This is a genomic window from Halomonas stenophila (assembly GCF_014192275.1).
GTDB classification, from domain to species: Bacteria; Pseudomonadota; Gammaproteobacteria; order Pseudomonadales; family Halomonadaceae; genus Halomonas; species Halomonas stenophila.
In genome coordinates, this window is record NZ_JACHXR010000007.1 from 43431 (window position 1) to 66568 (window position 23138).

The window sequence follows — 23138 nt, forward strand, 5'->3', positions numbered from 1 at the left end:
ATTCTGTTTGTGATGCCTACCTAATTGAGCGTATCAGAACAGCTCGGATTGCACCCGGGCCCGGGCCAGCTTTCGCTGCTCGGCCAGGATGGCGTAGATCTGCACTTCGGTGAGGTCGTGCTGGGCCGCCAGCGCCGTGATGTTGGTACCGTCGAAGTGCTCCCAGATGCCCCGGTCGCGCAGGGCGCGATCCAGCGCCTCGCCCTTGGGCACGTAGAGGCTGCGGCCGCCGGCATACTGGGCCAGCGCCCGCACCGCCCGAAAGGCGCGGGCCCGGGCGGTGGTCTCGTCGTCGCCGGCGCGGCGGTGGGCGGCGCTGATCACCGTCACCATGTCCGAGAGCCCCTGCGGCCACTTGCGCAGGATCTCGGGATCCTGGAGGCGCTCCAGGGCGTCCTCGGGGATCTCGAAACCCATGTCCAGGTTGTCGTCCGCCATCAGCCTTCACCTCCATGCCGCTTGTTGTCGATGATCAGCGCCTGCATCAGGCGCTGCAGCTGGTCGTCGTCGAGCCAATCGACCCGCTCGACCCGGAACATGTGCCGGGCCATGCCGTCGGCGTAGGCCCAGGGGCGCCCGGCATCGGCCAGCAGCGCCTCGATCTTGCCCATCACCACCCGGCGGGTGGCCGGCGGGCGCGGCGCCTTGCGGCCCGCCTTCTTTGCCGGCTTGGGCTGCCAGCCCAGGCGCCGGAACTCATGCAGCACCGCGCCCACGTTGCGATTGGTGAGCTGTTTGGCACTGCTCACCCCAGCGGTGCGCGCCAGGATCGCCCGATACTCGTCGTCACTGAGGCCCAGCTGCGCCTTGGCGATATGGATCTGGGCCAGCTTGCCGCGGGAGATCATGAGCGGACTCCTTGGGCCACCATGCGGCGCTGTTTCTTGGCAATCACAGAGGGCAGTTGCTCATAGCAGGCCTTGCACGGTTGGCGACTCTTGCCGCGGCTCTGGTAGTAGAACTCGGCATCGTCCGGCCACCACTCGTCGCACTTGCTGCAGCAGCGCTCAGGTCCCAGCTCGGTGAATCGAACCCTGCTCATGACGCCACCTCGTCGCGTGCCTTCAGCTCGAGATCGGGGAAGTGCTTGCGCAGGTGGCTGATCAGCGTCTTCGGGCTGTTCCAGTGAGGGGCGACAAGCACGGTACGCAGTGCCGTCATCTCGTCGGCCTTCTTCTTGCCGAACACCCGCTTGAGCTTCGCGTACTCCTTGAGCTTCCAGGCGCGACGGCGCATTGGGCAGTAGAAGCGCCCCTCGGGGTGCGTCGGGTTGCCCTGGTCGTCGACGTCCATCCACTTGCCCCTGATCCAGCCGTCCACACCGACCTGGATCACCAGCTTCTCGCCGTCGAGGCGCTTCTGCAGGGTCACCTCGTGGCCATCGGCCAGGATCGTCGCGCCCCCGAATACGCCCTTGAGTTGCTCCTCGAGCTGCTGCCACTTGTTCACACGTCACCTCTCTGGCTGCTCATCAGGCCCAGCGCACCACCGCCGGACGACGCCCCGCGCGGGGGCGTTTCGCTCAGGAGTCCTGTCGCAGGTTGGCGCGGTATATGTTCAGCACGCCCTTCTCTGCATCACGCTCGGTGAGCTCTGCGGGGAACAGCTCGAAGCCGCCCTCGCCGTAGAGCTTGCCGGCGACCCGCTTGGCGGCCTCTTCCTGGCTCCAGGTGCAGGTGGCACGTTTCCCGCCGCCGCTGGCGGCGTAGCCATCGCCGCCGGCGCGGCGCACGCGGATGGTGATGGGCGTAGCCGCCTGGAAAGCCTGAGAGACCTCTTCGGGATCGGCCCGCATATCGAGTGGTGGTTGATCGATCGGATTCATGACGGCTGGTCCTCCATGGGGTGGATCGGGTGGCGCTGCAGCACCTGCTCGAGCAGGGCAACGGCGGTGGATCCGGCGGACGGCATCGGGGTGTCGCCGATCTTGTCGCGGGCGGCCTGCACATCGGCGCGCAGGCGCTGGTAGTTCGCCTTGAGGTCGGCGCCCTTGTGTTGCTCGCGTCCCATCTCACACCCCCGCAATATCAAGGCTGATCGGACGGTACTGGTCGCTGTCGCCGACCCGCTCGTAGATCCGCACGTAGCTCTTGGAGCCGGTCACCTGGACGGCATCGCTGATTGCGTCCATGGCGTTGAGCCAGCGCTTGTCCTGGATGTTTAGGCGGCGCAGGCCGAGCACCTGGCCGGTGCGGATGTTGCCGGCCGAGTCGACCCGGAAGGCGTCCTGGACGATGGTGGCCACCTCGGGCCGGGCATCGGCGGTCCACTCGCGCAGGCACTCGTCGATCAGCCCCTTGGCGGCCTGGAGGCGCTCGTCGAAGGTGATGCTCTCCTGGATGGCGCGGACCACCTTGTAGCGGCCGTCGAAGCTGACCAGCTGGACGTTGCCCTTCTTGCCGCCGATCTGGACGTCGTACTCCTTGGCCGAGGTCTCCACGAAGGCCTCGATCTCGGTGAAGGTGTCGCCCTTGAAGTCGCGCAGCTGGTCGCGCAGCTCGGTGGCGCGACCGACGATGGCCAGCACCAGCTCGTCGCGGAGCTTGTCGACCGGCTTGATCTGGTCCTCGGGGATCAGGCGGCTCTTGGCATCCAGGCGATAGCCCTCGGGGATCTGTTGCTCTCGTTTAGGGTTCGGGGCGTTCATTTGGCACCTCCATATCGCTGGTCGAGTTTGATGTCACGGCGTACCTGTTCGATGGCGTCCAGGTAGCGCTGGGTATGCGGCCCGTGCAGGCAGACGAAGGCGGCACGGGGCTGGAACTGGTGGCTGCTGACGATGGCCACGGCGATCTGTTCGCGCTGTTCGGCCCCCAGGTCGCGCAGCATCTGGCTGACGCTGGCCTCACCGATCTCGGTGGCCTCGATCAGGCGCAGGGCGGGATTGACGGATGTCATCTCAGGCACCTCGCTTGGCAAAGTTGGCCGCGGCGCTGCGGCAATGACGGTGGTGGTGAAGCGGCTCCACATAGGCGCCGTTGCGCTGGGGCAGATGGGCCAGCGGCCGCTCGGCGTGCTCGGCCTCGGCACGCCACTGGGCGAGCAGCTCGCGCCAGTCCTGGTAGTCCTCGGGGTGCGGCGGGTAGCCGGCCGGCAGGGTGGCGGCGCCCTCTTCGTGGCCGCGCGGCGCCAAGCCGGTGTCCTGCCCGGCCCAGAGCCGCAGGATCGCGGCGTGCTGGGCTTGCAGCGGCGGCTCCGGCTCCAGGGCCCGCTCCTCACCGAGCTCGGGGTCGGCCAGGTACTGGTCAAAGCTGAAGCCGTGCCGCTCGAGGCGCAGCTGCTGGTAGCGCGCCCAGGCCTCGCAGCGCTTGGGATTGGCGAAGTACTGCAGCAGGTTGATGCCGGCCCGGGCCAAGCCGAGCAGCATGAAGCGGTCGGCGTAGTGCTCCACCGCGGGGTTGCTATAGATGCTCATCGTGGGCCTCCATCAGCTCGCGCAGGGCGTTGGCGGTGTGAGCGCAGCGGCACTCGTCGAGGATCCGCTCCAGGTCGTGGCGCGGCAGTGCCAGGCTGTCGTGGCGCTCGCGGAGCTTGCGGATGGCGAGGATCGGCCGACCGCAGTGCGTGCAGCGGTGGTCGAGGTCGTACTCGTTGCTGCCCAGCGGCCCATGCTCGGGGCAGGCGTAGCGGGGGCGGCGGGCGGCCGGCGCCAGTGGGTTGTACGGATTGCGGATGATCGGAACCGACTCGATGCTCATGACTCACGCTCCTCTTGTTGTTCTTCCTGACGCGGCGCGTCCTCCAGCAGCTGGCCAAGCCGTTTTGGGCCACCCGGTTGCGGCTGGGGCTTGGCCTGCCCCTGGCCGGCGAGGCGGCGATGCTCGGCGAGCACGTCCTCGGTGGAACGCTCATGGCGGGTCACCGCGGGGGTGGCGTTCACGGTCTGTTTGGCACCGCCACGGGCCGCCTCCTCACGCTTGCGTTCGCGCTCGGCGTCGGCCTTGTCGGCCATCGTCATCACCACCTCGAACAGGTAGCCGTGGCCATTCAGCGGCAGCTTGGTCGGCGGGCGCTCCAGGATCTGGTCCAGGGCGGCGGCCCACACCGGTACCGGCGCGGGGCGAGTGAGCCCCTTGCGCTCGATCTGGCCGCTGGCGATGGTGTCGCGCAGTTCGCTCAGCAGGCGCAGCGCCTTGGCGCCGGCCAGCGCCCGGCTCGGCGGCCGGAACAGGCCCAGGTAGCGGACGATGCGCGGGCCGAGCGGGGCGGGGATCTCCAGGGCCGCCGCCAGCGCCTGGTTGTGTTCGCCCTGGGCGACGAAGGCGGCCATGTCGGCGCCGAAGCCGCACTCGGGGCAGATACCGCGGATGCTCATGAATCACCTCCCCGACGGCCTGCCATCTCCATCTCGGCAGTCCAGATGGTGTTCTGCAGCTCGGCGGCCAGGCGCTTGGCCTGCTCGAGGCTCAGGTCGTAGAGGGCGTGCTCCCTCTGGCCATCGCCGTCTCGTCCCATCAGCAGGCCGATCGGGGTGCCGTGGGTATTGCCGGGCTCGCCGATCACGGCGTAGCTGGTGCGGGGCTGAATCTGAGGCTGCACGGTGTTCATGACTCACCTCCCTGCTGGCAGTCGGGGTTGTGCGGGCAGCTCTGGCAGGTACGCCAGATGCGCATGGCCATGGGGTTGTGGGTGGGGGCCGGGCGATCGCGGTACTCCCGGCACTGCTGGGTGCTGATGGTCTCGCCCTGGGCGGGGCATTCGATGCCGTCCAGGGCCGCGAGCACGCGCCGCTCTACCCCGGCGGTGCTGGGGCTCGGGTAGCGGTTGGCCAGTGCCAAAGACACCGCGCTGCGCGACATGCCGATCCGCTGCCCGGCCAGGGTGCGGCTGGTGGCCTCCACCTCGGCGGCCAGCAGCTGGATCCAACGCGGGGGCTCGTCGCCCCAGGCGGAGGTGTCCACGGGACGCGTGCGATGCGATGCGGTTGCCGTCATGCGTCACCTCCGTCGCCGTTGTCGCCGTTCTCTCCCTGGAGGCCGCGGGTCACGACAACCTTGCCGGTGTTGGGGTCGTAGAGTTGCTTGACCCGCTGGATCATCGGCGCCCGGGGGCCGCTCCAGCGGCTGGCCACCAGCCGGAAGCGTTCCGCCTGGCCGGGGGCCGACGAACGGGCGGTTTGCAGGTAGCCGCCGGCCTTGAGGTAGCGGCAGTACTCGCTGGCCGTGGCCTCGGCCACCGGTACCGCCGGGGTGCTGGCGGCGCTGGCCAGCTGGCGGGCGCTGAACTCGCCGAGGATGCGCAGGGTGCGCCACATCTGTTCCCGGCCGCGGCCCTGGGCGGGCTCGCTGCCGTCGCGGCGCACGCGGGGGGCCTCCACGCCCACGTCGCGCACCAGGGTGTATTGCACCGGCTGACCGCTCTTCCGGGGCTCGGCGATGCGGCCCAGGTAGCCGGCCTTCTCCAGGCCGGTCAGGTAGTCGCGAACGCGGCCGACCGGCACCACCTCCTGGAGGTGCCCCCGCACGTCGGGGGCGTTGATCGGCTCGCCGGCCAGGTGAAGGCGGCGGATTTCCTCCCACATCGCCTGGCGGCTGCCCTTGGGGCCTTGCGCTTCGAGATGCACGGGCTTGCGACTCATGCTCACCCCCTCCGCGCCGGCGGTTGGCCAGTGTGGATCTCGCGATCCCCCCAGGTGTCCAGGTCGACCCGGTTCCAGCCGTTGGCCAGGGCCTCGCTGTGGATCTGGTAGAGGTTGACCGCCACGCGGCGCAGGCAGCCGCGCACCCTCGCCACCACGGTGTCGAGCAGGTCGTCGTCGATCTCCAGGTCGGGGTAGCTGCTCTCGGCGAGCTGGCGAACGTCGTCGAGGTTGGCCGGCTGGGCGGGCACCCACTCCAGCACCCGGTTGTGCAGGCGTTCCAGGCGAGCCATGGAGGCCGGCACGCGCTCCTCGCCGATCAGGATCAGCGTGCCCTGGCTGGCGTTGTAGATGTCGGTGAGGACGTTGGCGGCGGCCTTGTCGATCACGTACTGGACGTCGTCGACGATCAGCGGCCGGCCGGAGCGGCTGAGCTGCTCGGCGACCTGGTCGACCATCTCGCTGAGCGTGCGCGTGGGGATGATCCCCATCTCGCGCAGGATCGCGGTCAGGAAGGCCTTCTTGGTCCAGCTCTCGCGGCACTCCACGTAGTAGGCGCGATGCAGGTTGGCGGAGCGGGCCGCGGCAAGGCTCTTGCCGTAGCCGCTGGGGCCGTACATCACCACCAGGCCCGGCAGTTCCGGCGGCCGGCTGGCGGCGCTCTCCACGGCTTGCGCCAGGAGGCCCACGTTGGTCAGTGGTACAATGGTATTGACGCTCATCTCATCATCCTTTTGAGGTCTTGGGTGTCATGGGCCATGCCCTTACATGGCCCGCCGGGTGCCGGGGGATTGCCGTCCCCCGGCATCCAACTCGTGCAGCTTCTTGATCGCCCGGAATCCAGGGGTCTTCGGGTAGCTCTGCCACCACTGCTGCTCTCTTTCCCCCAGCGCTTCGCCGGCATTCAGCCGGGCATCGAGCTGTTGCCACAGCCGATAGCGCTGGGTGGGGTCCTGCGGAATCTGGAAGGTCGGCGCCTGGGGTGCGGCCAGCTCGCGTGCCTTGGCGCGGCCGGCCTCGAGCTGCCGATCGTTGCTCGCGGCCGGGGACGCCGGCTCGAGGGTGCGGATCTCCACGTCCTGGCCGGTGATGGTCTTGGCCTTCTTGACCAGGCGGTTGAGCTGGCCCTGCTCGCGCTTGTCGGCGGCGCGCTGGATCATGCTGGCCGGCATCGCCGGGGTGGCATTGCCGTCGAGGTGTGCCTCGCCGATCCACTCGCCCTCCAGGGTGTAGATGCCCACGGCCGCGGTATCGCGGTAGTCCCAGGCCACCTTGACCTCTTCGCCGTGGAAGTCGCGCAGCGCGTCCAGGAAGTAGATGCCGGAATTGATGCGTACCTCGCCGCGGTTCGTCTTGCGGATCTCCTGGGGGCGCATCAGCGAGGCGACCACATCGGCCGGGGCGGTCAGCGCCTCGAAGCCCTCGGCGCAGGCCGATGCCCAGGCCTCCATGGGGCTCTGGTGGCGCATCCGGCCGGTCTCCAGGTCGCGGATCTTCGCCAGGCCCTTTTGGGGGCGATGGTCGTAGGCGGCCAGGGCGGCGCAGAGGCGATCGAAGAATTCCTGAAAGGTGGGCAGCTGGGCCGGCTTGAGGCCCTGGGCGATGTCGCGGCGCGACAGCTTGTGCACCCGGCCGGCGGCCTCGGGGTCCATGTCGGCGCCGATATAGCTGGGCATGTCCTTGGCGAGTCGCACCAGGGTCGACTGGTGGGCGCGCTCGATGACGCCGCGGGCCTGGGAGTTGTAAGGCAGCGAGTGGGTGATGGTGCCGCCCAGGCGATCGATCACCTCGTAGACGCTGGCGTTGTCGAAGCCGCTGCCGTTGTCGACGTAGAAGACGTTGAACATGCCGACGCGGCTGACGGCGTCGCGTAGGGCATCCAGGGTGGCCAGGGTGCTCTCCGCCAGGTTGATGGCGAAGCCGACGATGCGGCGCGTGGCCCAGTCGATGATCATCGTGACCTCGGGGCGGAAAGCCTGGCCGGTCAGCGGGTTGATTACCTCGGCGTCGAAGGTGTGGCCGTCGGCGACCCACACATCGTTGGGCCACAGGCCTTCGGTGGTGCGACGCTTGAACGGCTGCAGCGCCTTGAGCTCGCGCGGCCCCATGCGGCCGCGCTCGCGGGCCTCGGGGCTGAGCTTGGCCAGCCAGCGACGCACCTGGTGGATGCTGGGGTGCGGCGGCTCGGTTTGCTCGACCAGCTGCTGGTAGGCGGCCTCGACCGACGGCTTCTGCGGGCGCTGGTAGCGCTTGAGGAAGTCGCCGGCCCAGGGCGGCACGCTCATGTCGGCCTTGCGTCGCTTGGGGGCCAGGCCGCGCTCGCCCTCTTTCTTGAAGGCCGACACCCAACGCTTGAGAGTCCGCTCGGAAAGGGTGCGGGTGTCGGTCTTGCGATCGTTGGCGACCACTACCCGCTCGGCGAGATACGGCGTTAGATCGTCGGCCTGAGCCAGGGCGACTAACGTTTCGATGGCGCGCTGCTGGCTGACCATCCGAGTCATGCGCTCGATCTCGCGAACGAAGGCCACCCGGGCGCCCATCACCTTGCGCTGGGCATCGGTCAACTGGCGCGTTTCAGGGGTATTGGCCTGAGGCTCGGCGACCGGCTCGGCTTCTGTCGCCTCGGACTCGCTCTGGCCCACCGTCTGGGCGATCAGTGCCTGCTGGGTTTCCGCTGGCAGGATGGCGAAGGCGTATTCCAGGGCCTTGGTGCCGAGACGGCGCTGGCCTTCCCAGCTCTGGCGCTCGGCCACTTTCTTGACGCCCCGCTCTGTACCGGGCATGCCAGGCAGTCCGGCGAGCTCCCTGGCGGTATACCAGCCGCGGGTCAGTTGAGAGGTTCGACAGTTCATTCCTCTTCCCCCATCAGCTTCTTCAGCTCGCGCATGTCGTGCTGGATCTTGTCGCGCATCCGCTGCAGCTTGCCGTACTGGGCATCCAGCGCTTCACGGCCGTAGGCCACGCGCCCGCCGCGCAGGTGCACCATCCAGTCGGTGAAATCGTGGCAGTGGCACACCTCCTCGAGGAGCGGCACGCGATACAGGGGAATGTTGTGCTCGGTCCGGGCGGGCGAGCTCCAGGCGTCTAACATGTGTTTGGAGATGTCATCGCCGGAGAGCCGGCTCATCTGCGCGGCCACCTCGTAGCGATCCATGCCCGCGTGCTTCAGCACATTGCCGACCAGCTCGCTGACCTGGCTGCCGTAGTTGCCGCTGCCCGGGGTGGGCACCACAGGCTGGGGAACCGTGAACAGATCCAGAGTGGCGGGGTCTTTTACGCGGCGCATGGTTATGCCCCCCGCGCGAACTGACGGTGCGCAATAGCGTTAGAACCGCTATCCTTGGCGCATATATGGGCCGGGCGCTCACCAGATTTGCGTTCGTCTGCTCGCTTTTCTGCCCGCTGTGGCCTATGTCGAGCAGGCGTGCCATCGGCGTTCCAGCGCTCGGGCCAGATTTCCAGCGGGGTGCGCCCCAGTTTTCCGGCGATGGCGCGCTCGATGCGCGGGTAAGGAACGTACTTAGCGAGCTGAGCAGCGCTGTCAGAGACGTCCAACTCCGCCGCCAGCCTGCTCAGGCTCGAGCCAGTGCTGCGTAACTGGTACTTGATCCATTCCCAGCGCTGCTCGGGAGAGATAGGGATCTCGGACTTCATGGCGTCACCTCGGTGGCGTTTTTTCGGGCTGTCTAACCTGGCAATTGCCATAAACACTAGCCCGAAAATGGGTGCCCATCAACCCATAGTTGGAGTTCCGATTCCCGAATTTGTGACCACGCATCCCATTCATGGATATTTTTCAGACAAATCAGGTGCTTAAATGGAAACGGAACGGGAAGGCGGTGATGCAAACTCGGTTCCGAATCCCACGAATGGAATCGGAACACGGATTGCGGAGGTTGCCGACCGCATCGGCAGCCGCAAAGCGGCCGCGAAGGCCGCGGGGGTATCGGTGTCTACGCTGAACCGCTGGACCACGGGAGAATCGGTCCCCGTGTTCGCCGGAGTGGCGAGGCTCTGCCTGTCTGCGGGGGTGTCTCTGGACTGGGTTGCTTACGGCGGCCAGATGATTGGCGGCAGTGACCAGGCCCCGCTGACCCTCACCAAACCGCACGATCTAGGCGAACAGCGTGGGGACGAGAGGATGGAGGACTACGCCTTCGTCCCGCTCTATGACGCCCAGTGCAGCGCCGGGGCCGGCGCCTGGAACGATCACTGCCGGGTGCTCACCAACCTCTCGTTCACCCGCTACAGCCTGCGCAAGCAGGGCTTGACGCCCGAGCACCTCTCGGCGATCCGCGTGGATGGCGACTCCATGGAGCCGGTCCTGCACAGCGGCGACACCGTGCTGATCGACCACACCAGGACGACCATCGAGGGCGAGGGCATCTACGTCATCCGCCTGGACGACCACCTCTACGCCAAGCGCCTGCAGCGCAGCTTCGACGGGGTGGAGATCATCAGCGCCAACAAGGATTACGAGCGAATCACCGTGCCCAAGGAGCGGATGGTCGAGCTCGAGGTCATCGGCCGCGCCGTCTGGGCGGCAGGGTGGCTCTGACAGACCAGTGCCAAGTACCCAGCAAAAAGGGCCGCCTCATGCCGAGACGGCCCTTTTTCTGTTTCGCGCTGCTTTGGCACTGATGCGCTGATCTATGCGCCCCGCCCAGCGGCGTCTATAATGGCGCAACCTCTTGTCTTTCCTGGCTCTTTCCCTAGCCCCTCATCTCAGTTTGTCCCAGGTCGTCGTTTGTAGTCCCACATTGAGCCGCTGTGCCATAGATTCTGCTAACCCACACCTTCCTGCCAAAAAAAGACCCGCCGATGTGGCGGGCCTGTCAAATGCTCCCAGTCGGGAACCTCTCTGAGTGCTGCCATTGAGTGCGTCAATAGCACCTTTATCATTGCTCAGGATTCTTGCAGCAGTGTGACAACCGGATTCAGTTTGGCCGCCTCTTCGAGGTGGTCCGGCAGATCTTTCGACGCGGGCGGGGGGGCGACAGGGAGCGGCCCGTGCATAACGACGAGAGCGTGCCGGGAGGCTACAGCTTGAGGTGGCGTCTCAGGTGGGCGAGGACGTGCTTGTTATCCGGGTCGTCGACCTCGATCAGCAGCCGGGTGGCGAAGGGCGGCTTCTCTTTCAGGACGACATAGAGCCCGTAACGAGGATCTCGCTGGTTGCGAGGGATGACACCGATCACGTCAAAGGCTCGGTGATCGATGCCATCGAGATCTTCAACCGAGATGTACCTCTCGGAGGCTGGCTTCTGCATAGGCGCGCTTCTGTTCTCGTAATATTGTGAAATGATAGTTTGTTTTTTGTAAACGGCGCCGCTGATTGCAGGTTTCGGGTGTGGGTCACGACTGAGCAAGTGCAACGGGAACATCCGGGACTGTGGTGGGCAACTCCTTGGTCACCGTGATAATTCGACAACATTTCCCCGATTGATGTTCGCGCCAAAGGCATGGTTCATCGCACGATGGAGAGATCCGGCGAGGGCATGCTTTTTATCAGTCGTTGCCGGACCATTTATCGGGAGAAGCCCCAAGAAAACGCCTGATCAATGGCTAGGGGGAATGACTGAGGGGCCGCTTGTCCAGCAGGCATTCGGCAGGGTATCGGCACCCCGCCGAGGCGTTAGCCGAGGTGGTGCGTCCTGCCTCGCACCTCCCTTGTCTGAGCGGCTACAGGTCCAGGCGGCGCCTGAGCTCCGAGAGGGCGATCAGGCAGTCGGGATCGTCCACCTCGACCAGCAGACGGCTGGCATAAGGGGCTTCCTCCTTCAAGACGACATAGATCCCCGCGCGGGGATCGTCTCTGTGACGGGGCGTCGCCCCTATCACGTCGAAGGCTCGATGATCGAACGCCTCGAGATCCTCAGCTGACATTCGCGTCTCGGCAGCCGGCCTGTGCATCAGCCATTCCTGAGTGTCTAATGTAATCAACTGAAACAATAATTTATTTCATGTGACAGGCGAGAGGCGTTTGCCGTTTTCCTAATCGTGATTAGCTTTATTTTCCATGGACAAAAAAAGCCCACCGGTGTTGGTGGGCAACATGCTCACCCATGGGGTGAAGTGAGCATTACTTGCCATGGAGGGTGCCGAAGCGTGCACGCTTCTGGATGCCTAGCAACTTCCCGCGCTCTCTCTGCTTCCCGCTCGGAGCGAATCAACAGGACGTCCCGTCATCGAGAGTAATCGTTCGCACGCCACGCAGGGCGGCGAAAGGGGTCAACCACCCCCTGACTTGTCATGCAAAGAACACCATCCAGGCTATCTCAGCGTAGGCATGTTTCAGGAGCATTGTCAGGATTTGTTCTCATTGACCGGCATGACGCCTAGCAAGCGGGTTCACCCGGTGCCGGGCCAGGGGGGCGGACGGAGCAGCAGACATCGGCAAGACGTGGGGAGTCAGCGATCGTTGCCGGCACGGCGTTCGGCACTGGGTGCATGGCCCGTGCGGCGGCGAAAGGTTCGGGAGAAACTCGAGACCTCGGCGAAGCCCAGGTCGAGGGCGATCTCGCCCACGGGCCGCCGGGTATGGCGCAGCCAGTGGCGGGCCCAGCTCAGACGGCGGTTCATCACGTATTGCTGCGGGGTGACGCCGAACTGGCGCTGGCAGAGCAGGTGCAACTGGCTCTGGCCGAGGTGCATGGCCTCGGCCAGGGCCCGATTGTCGGGCGGCATGGGCAGGCGCTCGTCGATGAAGGCATCGAGGGCCGCGGCGCACAGGCGACCGGGTCTGAGCGCCTCCATCTCGCCCTGAGCGAGCAGTTGACTGCACTGGCTGACGAACAGCACTGCCAGCTGCTGGTTGATCAGGGCACGCTGCTCAGGCGGATGGGCCCGTTTCAACTGATCGGTGGCAAACGCCACCAGGGGCAGCAAGGTGGGCGGGAGACTCAGCGCCCGGGGCTCGGCGAACAGCGACTCGCGCAGGTCCAGGGCACAGCTCTTCTCCAGCGAGGCCAGGCAGGGGTCGTCGCGGTCGAGGTCGATCACCAGGACCTCGCTGTCCTCCCCCCGGCCCAGGTAGCGATGCGGTTCGCGGGTAGGGAGGATGGCCGCCTGGCCGAGCACCAGTCGCTCGCTCCCCCGGCTGAACTCGTAGTCCATGGCGCCGCGCCACCCGAGCATCAACTGGGGGTGGTCGTGGCAATGCTCGCCTGAGCGACGGGCGATGCGATTGCAGCGAGCCTGGGTGTGTGACATGGCGTTCCCCTCGGGGCCGCGATGATTGCGGAGCCTGAAACAACGCTTGCGGAGACAGGGACAAGAGCCCGCGTCGGGCTCCTCTATAGACTGGCCTTGGACACAGTTGAAATGAGGTTGACATGTATCTCGACGCCGAACAAGTCACCGCCAGCCTGCCCTGGGGGGCCCTGGTGGAAGCGCTGGACGACATCTTCACCCGCACCGTGCATTCGCCGGTGCGCCACCACCATCACCTGAGCGTACCGGGCGATCCGGACGCCACCCTGCTGCTGATGCCGGCCTGGATCGAGGGCCAGTACCTCGGGGTCAAGCAGGTCAACGTCTTCCCCGGCAACAACGCCCGGGGTCTGCCCGGCCTCAGCGGCCACTACCTGTTGAGCTGCGCTCGGACCGGCCGCCACCTGGCCCAGTTCGAGGCGAACGAGCTGACCGCTCGTCGCACGGCGGCCGCTTCCGCCCTGGCCGCTCGCTACCTGGCCCGCGAGGACGCCAGCGAGCTGCTGATGGTCGGCGCCGGGCGCATGGCCCGTCGTCTGGTTCCGGCGCACCAGGCCATCCGGCCGATCCAGCGGGTGCGCATCTGGGACATTCGCGAGGCCTCGGCCCGCGCCCTGGCGGAAGAATTCCGGGCCGAGGGGATCGCTGCCGAGGCGGTGCCGGAGAACGGCCTGGCCGAGGCCGCCGGCCGGGCCGACATCATCAGTTGCGCCACCCTGAGTCGCGAGCCGCTGATCCAGGGCGAGTGGCTGTCGCCCGGCACCCACCTCGACCTGGTGGGCAGCTTCACGCCTTACATGCGCGAGGCCGACGACGAGGTGATGCGCCGCGGTGCGGTCTTCGTCGATACCCGTGAGGGCGCCATGAGCGAGACCGGTGACCTGATCGATCCGCTGAAGACGGGGGTCATCCAGGAGTCCGACATCCTGGCCGACTTCCCCGACCTGTGCGGCAAGCGCCATGCCGGTCGCTGCGCGCTCGAGGATCCCGAGCGGGCCATCACGGTGTTCAAGTCGGTGGGCGCCTCGGTGGAGGACCTGGCGGCGGCCATCCTGGCCTACGAGCGCTGCTCCACGCCGTCCTGAGCGGAGGGGCGATGCCTCTCGCTCGGTCCCTCGACTCCTGACACAACGACAACAGGGTGGGGCAAGACCCTGCCCGGGAGTGTTGCGCAAGATGAAAGACGACTCAGTCCCTGACATCCCCGTACCGAGCCTGCCGCTGGCCTTGATCCCCATCGTGCTGACCATTGGCCTGCTCGGCGTGCAGATCTTCTACTACGACGACTTCACCCCGCATATCCCGCTGGCCATCGGCTTCGGCATCACCGCCCTGGTGGGCTGGATGCAGGGCTACCGCTGGAAGGACATCGAGGCCGGTGCCTTCAAGGTGCTGCACGTGGCGATGCCCTCCATCGGTACCCTGATCATCGTCGGCATGCTGGTGGGCACCTGGCTCGCCAGCGGCACCGTGCCGATGCTGATCTACCTGGGCCTGGAACTGATCGACCCGAGCTGGTTCCTGGCCGCCGCCATGCTGATGTGCTCGATGGTCTCGCTGTCCATTGGCTCCTCCTGGACCACCGTCGGCACCGTGGGGCTGGCGCTGATCGGCATCGGCGATGCCTTCGGCGTGCCCATCTACTGGACCGCCGGTGCCGTGGTGTCCGGGGCCTTCTTCGGCGACAAGATCTCGCCGCTGTCGGACACCACCAACCTGACGCCGGCGGTCACCGAGACCAATATCTTCGACCATATCCGCTACATGCTGCCGACCACCGTCCCCGCCATGCTGATCGCCCTGGCGATCTACTGGGTCGTCGGCGGTGCCGAGGCCGGAGTGGGGCATTCCCTCGAGCGGATCGAACTGATCCAGCAGGGACTGGCCGACAACTTCGCGATGGGCGTCTGGCAACTGTTGCCGCTGGTGGTGGTCATCGGCCTGGCCTTCTTCAAGGTGGCGCCGATCCCCGCACTGTTCACCGGGGTGATGCTGGGCGGTGGCGTGGCCATCCTGACCCAGGGGGGCTCCCTCCATGATGCCCTGACCTTCGCCCACAGCGGCTTCGCCATCGAGACCGGCACCGAGACGCTGGACAGCCTGCTCAACCGCGGCGGCGTCACCTCGATGACCTGGGTGGTGACCCTGATGATGTTCGCCCTGGCCTTCGGCGGTGCCCTGGAGCGCACCCGCTGCCTGGAAGCCATCGTCGGTACCATCATGAAGCGTCTCAGGGGCTTCCGGGGGCTGCAGACCAGCGCCATCCTGACCTCCATCACCACCAACGTGGTGTCCGGCGACGTCTACCTGTCCATCGCCTTGCCGGGGCGCATGTACAAGCCCGCCTACGACGAGCTCGGCTACTCGCGGCTCAACCTGGCCCGGGCCATCGAGGAGGGCGGTACCCTGGTCTCGCCGCTGGTGCCGTGGAACGCGGGCGGTGCCTTCGTGATGGGCGCGCTGGGGCTGAGCGTGACCCCCGGTGACTTCAGCCAGCTGCTGTATATCCCGCTGGCCTTCGCCTGCTGGCTGTCGCCGCTGATCGGCATCCTCTATGCCCAACTCGGCTGGTTCTCCCGGCGGGCCGAGCCCGAGGCATCGGTTGGTGCGGCCGTGGCGGAGGACCTGGCATGAGCCAGGCCGCTTCCCCCCGCCGGATCGCGGTGGTCGGCGCCGGCGTGGTGGGCATGACCACCGCGCTGGCCCTGCAGCGCCAGGGACATGCGGTCAGCGTGCTGGACCCCCAGGGGCCGGGGGAGGGCGCCTCCTACGGCAACGCCGGCTTCCTGGCCACCGAGCTGATCGATCCCTTGTCGACGCCGGCCACCCTGCGCCAGGCGCCGCGGCTGTGGCTCGCTCCCCACGGGGCCCTGGCCCTGCCGCTGCGCTACCTGCCGCGGCTGGCGCCCTGGCTGGTGCGCTTCATCGCGGCCGCTCGTCCCTTCCAGGTAACCAAGGGGCGCCAGGCACTGGCGGCCCTGAACGGGGCGGCGGTGGCCGCCTGGCGGCGCTGCCTGGCCGATATCGGCGCCGAGGAGGAACTGCTGCCCTCGGGCTACCTGCTGGTCTGGCAGTCCGGCCGGGGCCGTGCCGCGGCCAAGGCGAAGATGGCCCACCTGGAACGCTGGGGACAGGAGGTGGAATGGCTCGAGGCGGCGGCCCTGCGCAAGCGCGAGCCGGGGCTGACGGGGACGCTGAGCCATGGGCTCTACTTCCCCGGCGCCCACCAGGTACGCGACCCCCATGCCCTGGTGCGGCGCCTGGCCGCGGCCTTCGAGGCCCGCGGCGGCGAGCTGTGCCGGATGCGGGTGAATCGGCTGGAACCCCGTGGCGAGGGCGTGCGCCTGCATACCGACGCGGGCGCGCTGGATGCAGACCGGGCGGTAGTCGCCGCCGGGGCCTGGAGCCACCAATTGGCCGCCGGGCTCGGCCTGTCGATCCCGCTGGAGACCGAACGTGGCTATCATCTGACGCTGCCCCAGCGGGGGCAGGCCCTGCGCCAGCCGGTGGGCTCGGCGGAGCGCCGCTTCGTGATGACGCCGATGCGTTGCGGCCTGCGGGTAGTCGGCTTCACCGAGCTCGGCGGGCTCTGGCTGTCCCCGGTCAAGCGCCGCTACGCCTCCCTGCGGCATCATGCCGAGGCGCTGCTGCGCGACCCTGCCGGCCTCGATGAGGGCGCCGAGGAGTGGATGGGCTTCCGACCGACCCTGCCCGATTCCCTGCCGGTGATCGATACCCATCCGGACTACCCGGTGGTGCACTTCGCCTTCGGCCACCAGCACCTGGGGCTCACCCAGGCGGCGATCACCGCGGAGCTGCTTGCCGCGCGAATGGCGGGGGAGGCTCCGGCCCTGGATCTTTCCCCGTATCGGGTGACCCGCTTCCCGGGATGCCGGGGAAGGCGGCAGGAGACCGGCCGCTGCCCGGCCTATCGCCGCAGCCGACAGGACTCTGCGGGCCATCCTGCCAACGCGTGACCGTAGACAATGGACGCAATCCCGGCCGGGGCGCCTACGCTAGATGAATGACTTTCGACAATGACGACGGCATCCGAGAGAGAACATCGACGATGCGGTGCGCGTCGCTAGGGGGATCCAGCATGAACGAAGCCAACCTTTACCCGCATGGCGCCGTGAGCGAGTCACGGGCGCGCATCCGCGCCCACTATGCGGCCGACGAGGCCGAAGTGCTGCGTGGGCTGGTCGAGCGGATCAAGCTGTCGGAGGACGAGCGCCGCAAGGTGGCCGACGCCGGCGCCAAGTATGTGGAGCGAGTGCGCAAGGAAACCTCGCCCTCGATGATGGAGGCGTTCCTGGCCGAATACGGGCTCTCGACCGCCGAAGGAGTCGGCCTCATGTGCCTGGCCGAGGCGCTGCTGCGCGTGCCCGACGCGGAAACCATCGACGACCTGATCCACGACAAGATCGAGCCGTCCGACTGGGGCGCGCACCTGGGCAAGTCTTCGTCGTCGATGGTCAACGCCTCGACCTGGGCGCTGATGCTGACCGGCAAGGTGCTGGAAGAGGATCCCAAGGGCCCGGTGCGGGCGCTGCGCGGCCTGGTGCGCCGGATGGGCGAGCCGGTGGTGCGCACCGCGGTCGGCCAGTCGATGAAGATCCTCGGCCGGCAATTCGTGCTCGGCCAGACCATCGAGGAGGGCATGAGGAACGCCCGCGAGCTCGAGAAGCAGGGCTACACCTATTCCTACGACATGCTGGGCGAGGCGGCGCGCACCGACGCCGATGCGCTGCGCTATCACGAGGCCTACGCCACGGCGATCGCCGCCATTGCCAGGCAGGCCAAGGGCGACGTGCGTGGAAGCCCGGGGATCTCGGTGAAGCTCTCGGCGCTGCATCCGCGCTATGAAACCACCCACCGCGAGACGGTGATGGCCGAGCTCGTGCCGCGCGCGCGGGAACTGGCCAAGCAGGCGGCCAAGGCCAATATCGGCTTCAACATCGACGCCGAGGAACAGGACCGCCTGGACCTGTCGCTCGACGTGATCGAGGCGCTGCTGGCCGACCCCGCGCTCGCCGGCTGGGACGGCTTCGGGGTGGTGGTGCAGGCCTACGGGCGCCGTGCCGCGCCGGTGATCGAGGCGCTCTACGACCTTGCCGAGCGGCTCGACCGCAGGATCATGGTGCGGCTGGTGAAAGGCGCCTACTGGGACACCGAGATCAAGCTGGCGCAGGAGATGGGCGTCGAGACCTTCCCGGTCTTCACCCGCAAGGTCAACACCGATGTCAGCTACATGGCCTGCGCGCAGCTGCTGCTCGATCGGCGCGACCGCATCTATCCGCAGTTCGCCACCCACAACGCCCATACCTGCGCCGCCGTCATCGCCATGGCCGGCGACGACAAGGACAGCTTCGAGTTCCAGCGCCTGCACGGCATGGGCGAGTCGCTGCACCACATCGTCAAGCAGTCGGAGGGCACGCGTTGCCGGATCTACGCCCCGGTCGGCGCACACCGTGACCTGCTGGCCTACCTGGTACGCCGCCTGCTGGAGAACGGGGCGAACTCCTCATTCGTCAACCAGGTGGTGGATGAGTCGATTCCCCCGAGCGAGGTCTCGAAGGATCCGGTGGCCGAGATGCAGCGCCTGGGCGACGCCATCGCCAGCCCCTCGATTCGCCTGCCCGGCGAGCTCTTCGCCCCCGAGCGCAAGAACTCCCGCGGCTACCGGATCAACGAACCCGCCTCGATCCTGCCCCTGCTGACGGCGCGCGAGGCGTTCGCCGACACCACCTGGATCGCCGCGCCCATGCTGGCCGGGAGCCCGGCGCCGCAGGGCCCGGCGCGCGATGCCGTGTCCCCCGCCGACGGCTCGCGCGTGGTCGGCCAGGTGCATGAGGCGACCCCGGCCGAGGTGGCAGCCGCCCTCGATGCCGCCCAGGACGGCTACCACGACTGGTCGGCGCGCCCGGTGGCCGAGCGCGCCGAGGTGCTGCGCCGGATCGCCGATCTCTACGAGCAGCACATCGCCGAGCTGACCGTGATCGCCACCCGTGAGGCCGGCAAGATGATTCTCGATGGCATCGCCGAGGTGCGCGAGGCGGTGGACTTCCTGCGCTTCTACGCCTGCGAGGGCGAGCGGCTGGAGGCGGAAGCGCCCGGCAGCGCTCGCGGCGTCTTCGTCTGCATCAGCCCGTGGAACTTCCCGCTGGCCATCTTCACCGGCCAGATCGCGGCGGCGCTGGCGGCCGGCAACGCGGTGCTCGCCAAGCCCGCCGAGCAGACGCCGCTGATCGCCGCCCGCGCCGTCGAGCTGATGCGCGAGGCCGGCCTGCCGGAGGCGGCGCTGCAGTTGCTGCCCGGTGACGGGCCGACGGTGGGCGGGCCGCTGACCAGCGATCCGCGGATCGCCGGGGTCTGCTTCACCGGCTCGACCGAGGTGGCGCAGCTCATCCACCAGGCACTGGCGAAGAACGCGGGGCCGGATGCGGTGCTGATCGCCGAGACCGGTGGGCTGAACGCCATGATCGTGGACTCGACGGCGCTGACCGAGCAGGCGGTGCGCGACATCCTGATCTCTTCCTTCCAGTCGGCCGGCCAGCGTTGCTCGGCGCTGAGAATGCTGTATGTCCAGGAAGAGGCGCGAGAGCGGCTGCTGACGATGCTCGACGGGGCGATGGATGCGCTCGCCATCGGCGACCCGTGGCATACCGATACCGACGTCTCGCCGGTGATCGACACCGAGGCCCAGGCCGACATCGGCGCCTATGTGGCGGCGCGGGACAAGGCCGGCAAGGTGCTCAAGACGCTGCCCGCGCCGGACGACGGCACCTTCGTCACCCCGGCCGTGGTCGAGGTGGGGGGCATCGGCGATCTCGAGCGCGAGATCTTCGGCCCGATCCTGCACGTGGCCACCTTCAAGGCGCGGGACATCGACAAGGTGGTCGATGCGATCAACGCCAAGGGCTATGGGCTGACCTTCGGCCTGCATACCCGTATCGACGACCGCGTGCAGCAGATCGTCGAGCGCATCCATGTCGGCAATATCTACGTCAACCGCAATCAGATCGGCGCCATCGTCGGCTCCCAGCCCTTCGGCGGCGAGGGCCTCTCGGGCACCGGGCCCAAGGCCGGCGGTCCCCTCTACGTCAACCGCTTCCGTCGCACCACCGCCGTCGAGCATCATGAGGCGCCCCGGGGCGATGTCGTGTCCCTCGAGGCGCTGCAGTCGGCCCTCGACGGGCTGGACCCACGCAACTGGGCGGCGCGGCCCGACCGTGTCGAGGTGCTGCGAAAGGCGCTCTCCGGCAAGCGCGGGGTCATCCGCAAGGCGCTCGCCGAGACCGCGGCCCTGGACATGACGCCGCAGACGCTGCCAGGGCCGACGGGGGAGAGCAACCGGCTGTCGTTGTATCCCAAGGGCCCGGTGCTGTGCCTGGGGCCGACGCTCGACATCGCCATCGCCCAGGCGGCGCAGGCGCTCGGTGCCGGCTGTGCGGCGTTGATCGTCGCCCCCGGCGCGGACGGGGACGTGCGGTCGCTGAGCGAGGCCGGGGCGCCCGTCGCCGCGCTCGACGGCACCGTCGCGGCCGAGACGCTGACCTCGGTCCGGGGCATCGCGGCGGTGGCCGCCGCCGGCGCCGGCGACTGGACCCGCGAGCTGCGCCTCGCGCTCGCCCAGCGCGACGGCCCCATCGTGTCGCTGGAGACCCAGACCATCGCGCCGGCGCGCTATGTGGTGGAACGCCACCTGTGCATCGACACCACCGCCGCGGGCGGCAACGCCAGCCTGCTGGCGACGGCCGAATAGGCGCGAGGGGGCCCGATGGCGGCGCCGGCTCGTGTCCGGGGGGTCGGCGCCGCATTTGTGCAATGGCGCGTGCCTTGCGATGATCAGCCGGTCACAGGCTATCCGGAGTGGGGCGACCCGTGGACAAGTTCGAGAGAAAGCTGGACCAGGCGGCCCGGGCCGCCTGGCTCTCCTATGTGGGCGGCCACACCCAGGACGAGATCGCCAGCCAGCTCGGCGTGTCGCGTCCCGGCGTGCAGCGCCTGCTGGCCCTGGCCCGCCAGGAAGGCCTGGTCAAGGTGCATATCGACCATCCCATCGCCGGCTGCATGGCGCTCTCCGAGGCGATCGGCGAGCGTTACGGGCTGGAGTTCTGCGACGTGGTGCCCGCCGACCCGCAGGGCGCGCCCGACGGCAGTACCCGCTACCTGGCGGTGGCCGCGGCCGAGCGCCTGTCCTGGTACCTGGACCGCAGCGAGCCGCTGACCCTGTCGCTGGGCACCGGCCGTGCCGTGCGCGGCATGGTCGAGGCGCTGAGCCGCATCGACCGCCCCCAGCATCGCGTCGTCTCGCTGGTCGGCAACGTCGCCCGGGATGGCTCCTCCAATCGCTACGACGGCGTCATGGTGCTGGCCGACAAGACCGGCGGCGAGCGCTTCCTGTTGCCGGCCCCGGTGGTGGCGGGCTCGGTGGAGGAGAGCGAGGCCCTGTGCGGCCAGCGGCTCTACCAGTCGGTGGCCGAGGTCGCCCGCGAGGCCGAGGTGGCCTTCATCGGGGTCGGGCGCATCGACCGCCAGGCGACGCTCTTCCAGGATCACTTCATCAGCGAGGCCGAGCTCGACGAGCTGCTGGAGCGCGAGGCGGTGGGCGAGCTGCTGGGCTGGCCGCTGAGCCGGGACGGCGAGGTCATCGACTGCTCCATCACCCGGCGGGTGACCAGTCTGCCGCTGACCATCTTCCGTGACCGCCCCCTGGTGGCGGTGGGCGGCGGGCGTGACAAGGGGCCGGCGCTGCTCGCCGCGCTGCGCGGCGGCTGGCTCAAGGGGTTGGTCACCGACGAGCACGCGGCGCGCTACATCGTCGAGACGGAGCGCGGATCCGGTCTCGACGGCGCAGGTCCTGCGGCCAAAGTCTAAGCGCCTAAAGTCTAATGCTGCGGCTTTGCTTTTTTTGGGCTCGTGGTCGATCATTTGTTCGTGCTTTGATTGAAATGATCAAAAAGCCGAATCACGCGTCGACAACAACACAAGACTTCCCCAAAGGAGCCAACCATGAAGCTCTCTCGTGTGCTCCCGCTGGCCGGCATCGCGGCCGTGGGCGCCAGCGCGGCCCAGGCGGAAACGATTACCGTGGCCACGGTCAACAACAACGACATGGTGATCATGCAGGGCCTGACCGATGCCTTCGAGCAGGCCCATCCGGATATCACCCTGGACTGGGTGGTGCTCGAGGAGAACGTGCTGCGCCAGCGCCTCACCACCGATATCGCCACCGGCGGTGGCCAGTTCGACGTCATGACCATCGGCACCTATGAGGTGCCCATCTGGGCCGAGCGCGACTGGCTGGCGCCCCTCGACGACCTGCCCGAGGACTACCGGGTCGACGACCTGCTGCAGTCGGTCCGCGACGGCCTGAGCGAGGACGGCACCCTGCATGCGCTGCCCTTCTACGCCGAGAGCTCGATGATGTACTACCGCCAGGACCTCTTCGACGCGGCCGGCATCGAGGTGCCCGAGCAGCCCACCTGGCAGCAGGTGCGCGACTGGGCCGAGACGCTCCATGCCCCCGACGAGCAGACCTACGGGATCTGCCTGCGCGGCAAGCCGGGCTGGGGCGAGAACATGGCCCTGGTCTCGACCATGATCAACACCTTCGGCGGGCGCTGGTTCGACATGGACTGGAACCCGCAGATCGACTCGCCGGCCTGGCAGGAGGCGATCGGCTTCTACGTCGACCTGCTGGGCAACTATGGCCCGCCCGGCGCCAGCTCCAACGGCTTCAACGAGAACCTGGCGCTGTTCTCCCGGGGCAATTGCGCCATCTGGGTCGATGCCACCTCGGCGGCGGGCAAGCTCTATGACGCCGACGAGTCCCGGGTCGCCGACCAGTTGGGCTTCGCCCCGGCGCCGGTCGCCGAGACGCCGAAGGGCTCCCACTGGCTGTGGTCCTGGGCGCTGGCGATCCCCGCGACCTCCGATTCCAGGGACGCGGCCCGCGAGTTCATCACCTGGGCGACCTCCCAGGAGTATGTCGAGCTGGTCGGCGAGCAGGAGGGCTGGACCAGCGTGCCCCCGGGGACCCGCAAGTCCACCTACGAGAACCCCGACTACCAGGAAGCCGCGCCCTTCGCCGACTTCGTGCTGCAGGCGATCCAGGACGCCGACCCCACCGACGCCACCCAGGAGCCGGCGCCCTACATCGGCGTGCAGTTCGTCGGCATTCCCGAGTTCCAGTCCATCGGGACCCAGGTCGGCCAGATGGTGGCCTCGGCGCTGACCGGCGAGACCTCCGTCGAGCAGGCCCTTCAGGCGGCCCAGCGCGCCACCCAGCGCACCGTCGAGCGTGCCGGCTACCAGGACTGACCCTGTCCGCCGGCCGGGGCGA

General features: G+C 68.0%; 28 protein-coding genes, 1 other RNA gene and 1 pseudogene. 8 read left to right on the forward strand and 22 right to left on the reverse strand.

What is annotated here, in order from left to right:
* Positions 1 to 33: 33 nt before the first annotated feature.
* The 19 genes from FHR97_RS12780 to FHR97_RS12870 form a co-directional block, all read right to left on the reverse strand.
* Positions 34 to 438, reverse strand: coding sequence for a Mor transcription activator family protein (locus tag FHR97_RS12780; RefSeq protein WP_183384200.1), 405 nt, complete (start codon positions 436 to 438; stop codon positions 34 to 36).
* The gene (locus FHR97_RS12785; RefSeq protein WP_183384201.1) at positions 438 to 848 is read right to left on the reverse strand and encodes a gp16 family protein; all 411 of its coding nucleotides are present in this window, start codon (positions 846 to 848) and stop codon (positions 438 to 440) included. The genes FHR97_RS12780 and FHR97_RS12785 overlap by 1 nt, the downstream gene beginning before the upstream one ends.
* Complete coding sequence (locus tag FHR97_RS12790) at positions 845 to 1042, reverse strand: hypothetical protein (RefSeq protein WP_183384202.1); 198 nt, start codon at positions 1040 to 1042, stop codon at positions 845 to 847. Before FHR97_RS12790 ends, FHR97_RS12785 begins: the two co-directional genes overlap by 4 nt.
* On the reverse strand, positions 1039 to 1449 hold the full coding sequence (locus FHR97_RS12795) for a hypothetical protein (protein WP_183384203.1): 411 nt from the start codon (positions 1447 to 1449) through the stop codon (positions 1039 to 1041). Before FHR97_RS12795 ends, FHR97_RS12790 begins: the two co-directional genes overlap by 4 nt.
* A gap of 9 nt (positions 1450 to 1458) precedes the next feature.
* Positions 1459 to 1524, reverse strand: an RNA gene (locus FHR97_RS12800) — hammerhead ribozyme type II.
* Positions 1523 to 1825, reverse strand: a complete 303-nt coding sequence (locus FHR97_RS12805; RefSeq protein WP_183384204.1) for a hypothetical protein — start codon at positions 1823 to 1825, stop codon at positions 1523 to 1525. The genes FHR97_RS12800 and FHR97_RS12805 overlap by 2 nt, the downstream gene beginning before the upstream one ends.
* Positions 1822 to 2010, reverse strand: coding sequence for a hypothetical protein (locus FHR97_RS12810; RefSeq protein WP_183384205.1), 189 nt, complete (start codon positions 2008 to 2010; stop codon positions 1822 to 1824). The genes FHR97_RS12805 and FHR97_RS12810 overlap by 4 nt, the downstream gene beginning before the upstream one ends.
* Before the next feature lies 1 nt (position 2011).
* Positions 2012 to 2647 (reverse strand): DUF3164 family protein, encoded by a 636-nt coding sequence (locus tag FHR97_RS12815; protein WP_183384206.1) that lies wholly within the window; start codon positions 2645 to 2647, stop codon positions 2012 to 2014.
* The gene (locus tag FHR97_RS12820) at positions 2644 to 2898 is read right to left on the reverse strand and encodes a hypothetical protein (protein WP_183384207.1); all 255 of its coding nucleotides are present in this window, start codon (positions 2896 to 2898) and stop codon (positions 2644 to 2646) included. The genes FHR97_RS12815 and FHR97_RS12820 overlap by 4 nt, the downstream gene beginning before the upstream one ends.
* Before the next feature lies 1 nt (position 2899).
* Positions 2900 to 3415 carry a hypothetical protein gene (locus tag FHR97_RS12825; protein ID WP_183384208.1) on the reverse strand — a complete coding sequence of 172 codons (516 nt, stop codon included), beginning with the start codon at positions 3413 to 3415 and terminating at the stop codon, positions 2900 to 2902.
* A complete protein-coding gene (locus FHR97_RS12830) occupies positions 3402 to 3698 on the reverse strand; it encodes a hypothetical protein (RefSeq protein WP_183384209.1) in 297 nt (98 codons plus the stop codon). The genes FHR97_RS12825 and FHR97_RS12830 overlap by 14 nt, the downstream gene beginning before the upstream one ends.
* Positions 3695 to 4315 carry a hypothetical protein gene (locus FHR97_RS12835; protein ID WP_183384210.1) on the reverse strand — a complete coding sequence of 207 codons (621 nt, stop codon included), beginning with the start codon at positions 4313 to 4315 and terminating at the stop codon, positions 3695 to 3697. The genes FHR97_RS12830 and FHR97_RS12835 overlap by 4 nt, the downstream gene beginning before the upstream one ends.
* Positions 4312 to 4548 carry a hypothetical protein gene (locus FHR97_RS12840; RefSeq protein ID WP_183384211.1) on the reverse strand — a complete coding sequence of 79 codons (237 nt, stop codon included), beginning with the start codon at positions 4546 to 4548 and terminating at the stop codon, positions 4312 to 4314. Before FHR97_RS12840 ends, FHR97_RS12835 begins: the two co-directional genes overlap by 4 nt.
* Positions 4545 to 4934 (reverse strand): hypothetical protein, encoded by a 390-nt coding sequence (locus tag FHR97_RS12845; protein WP_183384212.1) that lies wholly within the window; start codon positions 4932 to 4934, stop codon positions 4545 to 4547. The genes FHR97_RS12840 and FHR97_RS12845 overlap by 4 nt, the downstream gene beginning before the upstream one ends.
* Positions 4931 to 5578 carry a hypothetical protein gene (locus tag FHR97_RS12850; protein ID WP_183384213.1) on the reverse strand — a complete coding sequence of 216 codons (648 nt, stop codon included), beginning with the start codon at positions 5576 to 5578 and terminating at the stop codon, positions 4931 to 4933. The genes FHR97_RS12845 and FHR97_RS12850 overlap by 4 nt, the downstream gene beginning before the upstream one ends.
* A 2-nt stretch (positions 5579 to 5580) precedes the next feature.
* The gene (locus FHR97_RS12855) at positions 5581 to 6300 is read right to left on the reverse strand and encodes an AAA family ATPase (RefSeq protein WP_183384214.1); all 720 of its coding nucleotides are present in this window, start codon (positions 6298 to 6300) and stop codon (positions 5581 to 5583) included.
* A gap of 42 nt (positions 6301 to 6342) precedes the next feature.
* Positions 6343 to 8430 carry a DNA-binding protein gene (locus tag FHR97_RS12860; protein WP_183384215.1) on the reverse strand — a complete coding sequence of 696 codons (2088 nt, stop codon included), beginning with the start codon at positions 8428 to 8430 and terminating at the stop codon, positions 6343 to 6345.
* Entirely contained in the window at positions 8427 to 8864 is a 438-nt protein-coding gene (locus FHR97_RS12865) for a hypothetical protein (protein ID WP_183384216.1), read from the reverse strand. Before FHR97_RS12865 ends, FHR97_RS12860 begins: the two co-directional genes overlap by 4 nt.
* A 2-nt stretch (positions 8865 to 8866) precedes the next feature.
* Complete coding sequence (locus FHR97_RS12870; protein WP_183384217.1) at positions 8867 to 9232, reverse strand: helix-turn-helix domain-containing protein; 366 nt, start codon at positions 9230 to 9232, stop codon at positions 8867 to 8869.
* A 163-nt stretch (positions 9233 to 9395) separates the two neighbouring features.
* On the opposite strand from FHR97_RS12870, the pseudogene FHR97_RS20715 reads away from it, so the two are divergent.
* Both FHR97_RS20715 and FHR97_RS20150 read left to right on the forward strand, forming a co-directional pair.
* Positions 9396 to 9623, forward strand: a pseudogene (locus tag FHR97_RS20715) (helix-turn-helix domain-containing protein); the annotation flags it as partial.
* Between the two features lie 96 nt (positions 9624 to 9719).
* The gene (locus tag FHR97_RS20150; protein ID WP_221187792.1) at positions 9720 to 10136 is read left to right on the forward strand and encodes a S24 family peptidase; all 417 of its coding nucleotides are present in this window, start codon (positions 9720 to 9722) and stop codon (positions 10134 to 10136) included.
* A 481-nt stretch (positions 10137 to 10617) separates the two neighbouring features.
* Here the strand turns inward: FHR97_RS20150 and FHR97_RS12880 are convergent, their stop codons facing one another.
* The 3 genes from FHR97_RS12880 to FHR97_RS12890 form a co-directional block, all read right to left on the reverse strand.
* Positions 10618 to 10848: a hypothetical protein gene (locus tag FHR97_RS12880; RefSeq protein ID WP_183384219.1), complete on the reverse strand. Its 231-nt coding sequence runs from the start codon at positions 10846 to 10848 to the stop codon at positions 10618 to 10620.
* Between the two features lie 412 nt (positions 10849 to 11260).
* Complete coding sequence (locus tag FHR97_RS12885) at positions 11261 to 11464, reverse strand: hypothetical protein (protein WP_183384220.1); 204 nt, start codon at positions 11462 to 11464, stop codon at positions 11261 to 11263.
* A gap of 525 nt (positions 11465 to 11989) precedes the next feature.
* Positions 11990 to 12790: a helix-turn-helix transcriptional regulator gene (locus tag FHR97_RS12890; protein ID WP_183384221.1), complete on the reverse strand. Its 801-nt coding sequence runs from the start codon at positions 12788 to 12790 to the stop codon at positions 11990 to 11992.
* A gap of 122 nt (positions 12791 to 12912) precedes the next feature.
* On the opposite strand from FHR97_RS12890, the gene lhpI reads away from it, so the two are divergent.
* From lhpI to FHR97_RS12920, 6 genes are all read left to right on the forward strand, one after another.
* On the forward strand, positions 12913 to 13875 hold the full coding sequence (lhpI, locus tag FHR97_RS12895; RefSeq protein WP_183384222.1) for a bifunctional Delta(1)-pyrroline-2-carboxylate/Delta(1)-piperideine-2-carboxylate reductase: 963 nt from the start codon (positions 12913 to 12915) through the stop codon (positions 13873 to 13875).
* 91 nt (positions 13876 to 13966) lie between these two features.
* Entirely contained in the window at positions 13967 to 15424 is a 1458-nt protein-coding gene (gene nhaC, locus FHR97_RS12900; protein WP_183384223.1) for a Na+/H+ antiporter NhaC, read from the forward strand.
* Complete coding sequence (locus FHR97_RS12905; protein ID WP_183384224.1) at positions 15421 to 16767, forward strand: NAD(P)/FAD-dependent oxidoreductase; 1347 nt, start codon at positions 15421 to 15423, stop codon at positions 16765 to 16767. The genes nhaC and FHR97_RS12905 overlap by 4 nt, the downstream gene beginning before the upstream one ends.
* 122 nt (positions 16768 to 16889) lie before the next feature.
* The gene (gene putA, locus FHR97_RS12910; protein WP_183384225.1) at positions 16890 to 20555 is read left to right on the forward strand and encodes a bifunctional proline dehydrogenase/L-glutamate gamma-semialdehyde dehydrogenase PutA; all 3666 of its coding nucleotides are present in this window, start codon (positions 16890 to 16892) and stop codon (positions 20553 to 20555) included.
* Between the two features lie 119 nt (positions 20556 to 20674).
* A complete protein-coding gene (locus tag FHR97_RS12915) occupies positions 20675 to 21670 on the forward strand; it encodes a sugar-binding domain-containing protein (protein WP_183384226.1) in 996 nt (331 codons plus the stop codon).
* 135 nt (positions 21671 to 21805) lie between these two features.
* Positions 21806 to 23116, forward strand: coding sequence for an ABC transporter substrate-binding protein (locus tag FHR97_RS12920; protein ID WP_183384227.1), 1311 nt, complete (start codon positions 21806 to 21808; stop codon positions 23114 to 23116).
* The last annotated feature ends 22 nt before the right edge of the window (positions 23117 to 23138 follow it).

Bases quoted from the DNA above. Each gene is read 5' to 3' on its own strand.
- FHR97_RS12780 (WP_183384200.1), bottom strand. From the start codon at position 438: ATGGCGGACGACAACCTGGACATGGGTTTCGAGATCCCCGAGGACGCC.
- FHR97_RS12785 (WP_183384201.1), bottom strand. From the start codon at position 848: ATGATCTCCCGCGGCAAGCTGGCCCAGATCCATATCGCCAAGGCGCAG.
- FHR97_RS12790 (WP_183384202.1), bottom strand. From the start codon at position 1,042: ATGAGCAGGGTTCGATTCACCGAGCTGGGACCTGAGCGCTGCTGCAGC.
- FHR97_RS12805 (WP_183384204.1), bottom strand. From the start codon at position 1,825: ATGAATCCGATCGATCAACCACCACTCGATATGCGGGCCGATCCCGAA.
- FHR97_RS12810 (WP_183384205.1), bottom strand. From the start codon at position 2,010: ATGGGACGCGAGCAACACAAGGGCGCCGACCTCAAGGCGAACTACCAG.
- FHR97_RS12815 (WP_183384206.1), bottom strand. From the start codon at position 2,647: ATGAACGCCCCGAACCCTAAACGAGAGCAACAGATCCCCGAGGGCTAT.
- FHR97_RS12820 (WP_183384207.1), bottom strand. From the start codon at position 2,898: ATGACATCCGTCAATCCCGCCCTGCGCCTGATCGAGGCCACCGAGATC.
- FHR97_RS12825 (WP_183384208.1), bottom strand. From the start codon at position 3,415: ATGAGCATCTATAGCAACCCCGCGGTGGAGCACTACGCCGACCGCTTC.
- FHR97_RS12830 (WP_183384209.1), bottom strand. From the start codon at position 3,698: ATGAGCATCGAGTCGGTTCCGATCATCCGCAATCCGTACAACCCACTG.
- FHR97_RS12835 (WP_183384210.1), bottom strand. From the start codon at position 4,315: ATGAGCATCCGCGGTATCTGCCCCGAGTGCGGCTTCGGCGCCGACATG.
- FHR97_RS12840 (WP_183384211.1), bottom strand. From the start codon at position 4,548: ATGAACACCGTGCAGCCTCAGATTCAGCCCCGCACCAGCTACGCCGTG.
- FHR97_RS12845 (WP_183384212.1), bottom strand. From the start codon at position 4,934: ATGACGGCAACCGCATCGCATCGCACGCGTCCCGTGGACACCTCCGCC.
- FHR97_RS12850 (WP_183384213.1), bottom strand. From the start codon at position 5,578: ATGAGTCGCAAGCCCGTGCATCTCGAAGCGCAAGGCCCCAAGGGCAGC.
- FHR97_RS12855 (WP_183384214.1), bottom strand. From the start codon at position 6,300: ATGAGCGTCAATACCATTGTACCACTGACCAACGTGGGCCTCCTGGCG.
- FHR97_RS12860 (WP_183384215.1), bottom strand. From the start codon at position 8,430: ATGAACTGTCGAACCTCTCAACTGACCCGCGGCTGGTATACCGCCAGG.
- FHR97_RS12865 (WP_183384216.1), bottom strand. From the start codon at position 8,864: ATGCGCCGCGTAAAAGACCCCGCCACTCTGGATCTGTTCACGGTTCCC.
- FHR97_RS12870 (WP_183384217.1), bottom strand. From the start codon at position 9,232: ATGAAGTCCGAGATCCCTATCTCTCCCGAGCAGCGCTGGGAATGGATC.
- FHR97_RS20150 (WP_221187792.1), top strand. From the start codon at position 9,720: ATGGAGGACTACGCCTTCGTCCCGCTCTATGACGCCCAGTGCAGCGCC.
- FHR97_RS12880 (WP_183384219.1), bottom strand. From the start codon at position 10,848: ATGCAGAAGCCAGCCTCCGAGAGGTACATCTCGGTTGAAGATCTCGAT.
- FHR97_RS12885 (WP_183384220.1), bottom strand. From the start codon at position 11,464: ATGTCAGCTGAGGATCTCGAGGCGTTCGATCATCGAGCCTTCGACGTG.
- FHR97_RS12890 (WP_183384221.1), bottom strand. From the start codon at position 12,790: ATGTCACACACCCAGGCTCGCTGCAATCGCATCGCCCGTCGCTCAGGC.
- lhpI (WP_183384222.1), top strand. From the start codon at position 12,913: ATGTATCTCGACGCCGAACAAGTCACCGCCAGCCTGCCCTGGGGGGCC.
- nhaC (WP_183384223.1), top strand. From the start codon at position 13,967: ATGAAAGACGACTCAGTCCCTGACATCCCCGTACCGAGCCTGCCGCTG.
- FHR97_RS12905 (WP_183384224.1), top strand. From the start codon at position 15,421: ATGAGCCAGGCCGCTTCCCCCCGCCGGATCGCGGTGGTCGGCGCCGGC.
- putA (WP_183384225.1), top strand. From the start codon at position 16,890: ATGAACGAAGCCAACCTTTACCCGCATGGCGCCGTGAGCGAGTCACGG.
- FHR97_RS12920 (WP_183384227.1), top strand. From the start codon at position 21,806: ATGAAGCTCTCTCGTGTGCTCCCGCTGGCCGGCATCGCGGCCGTGGGC.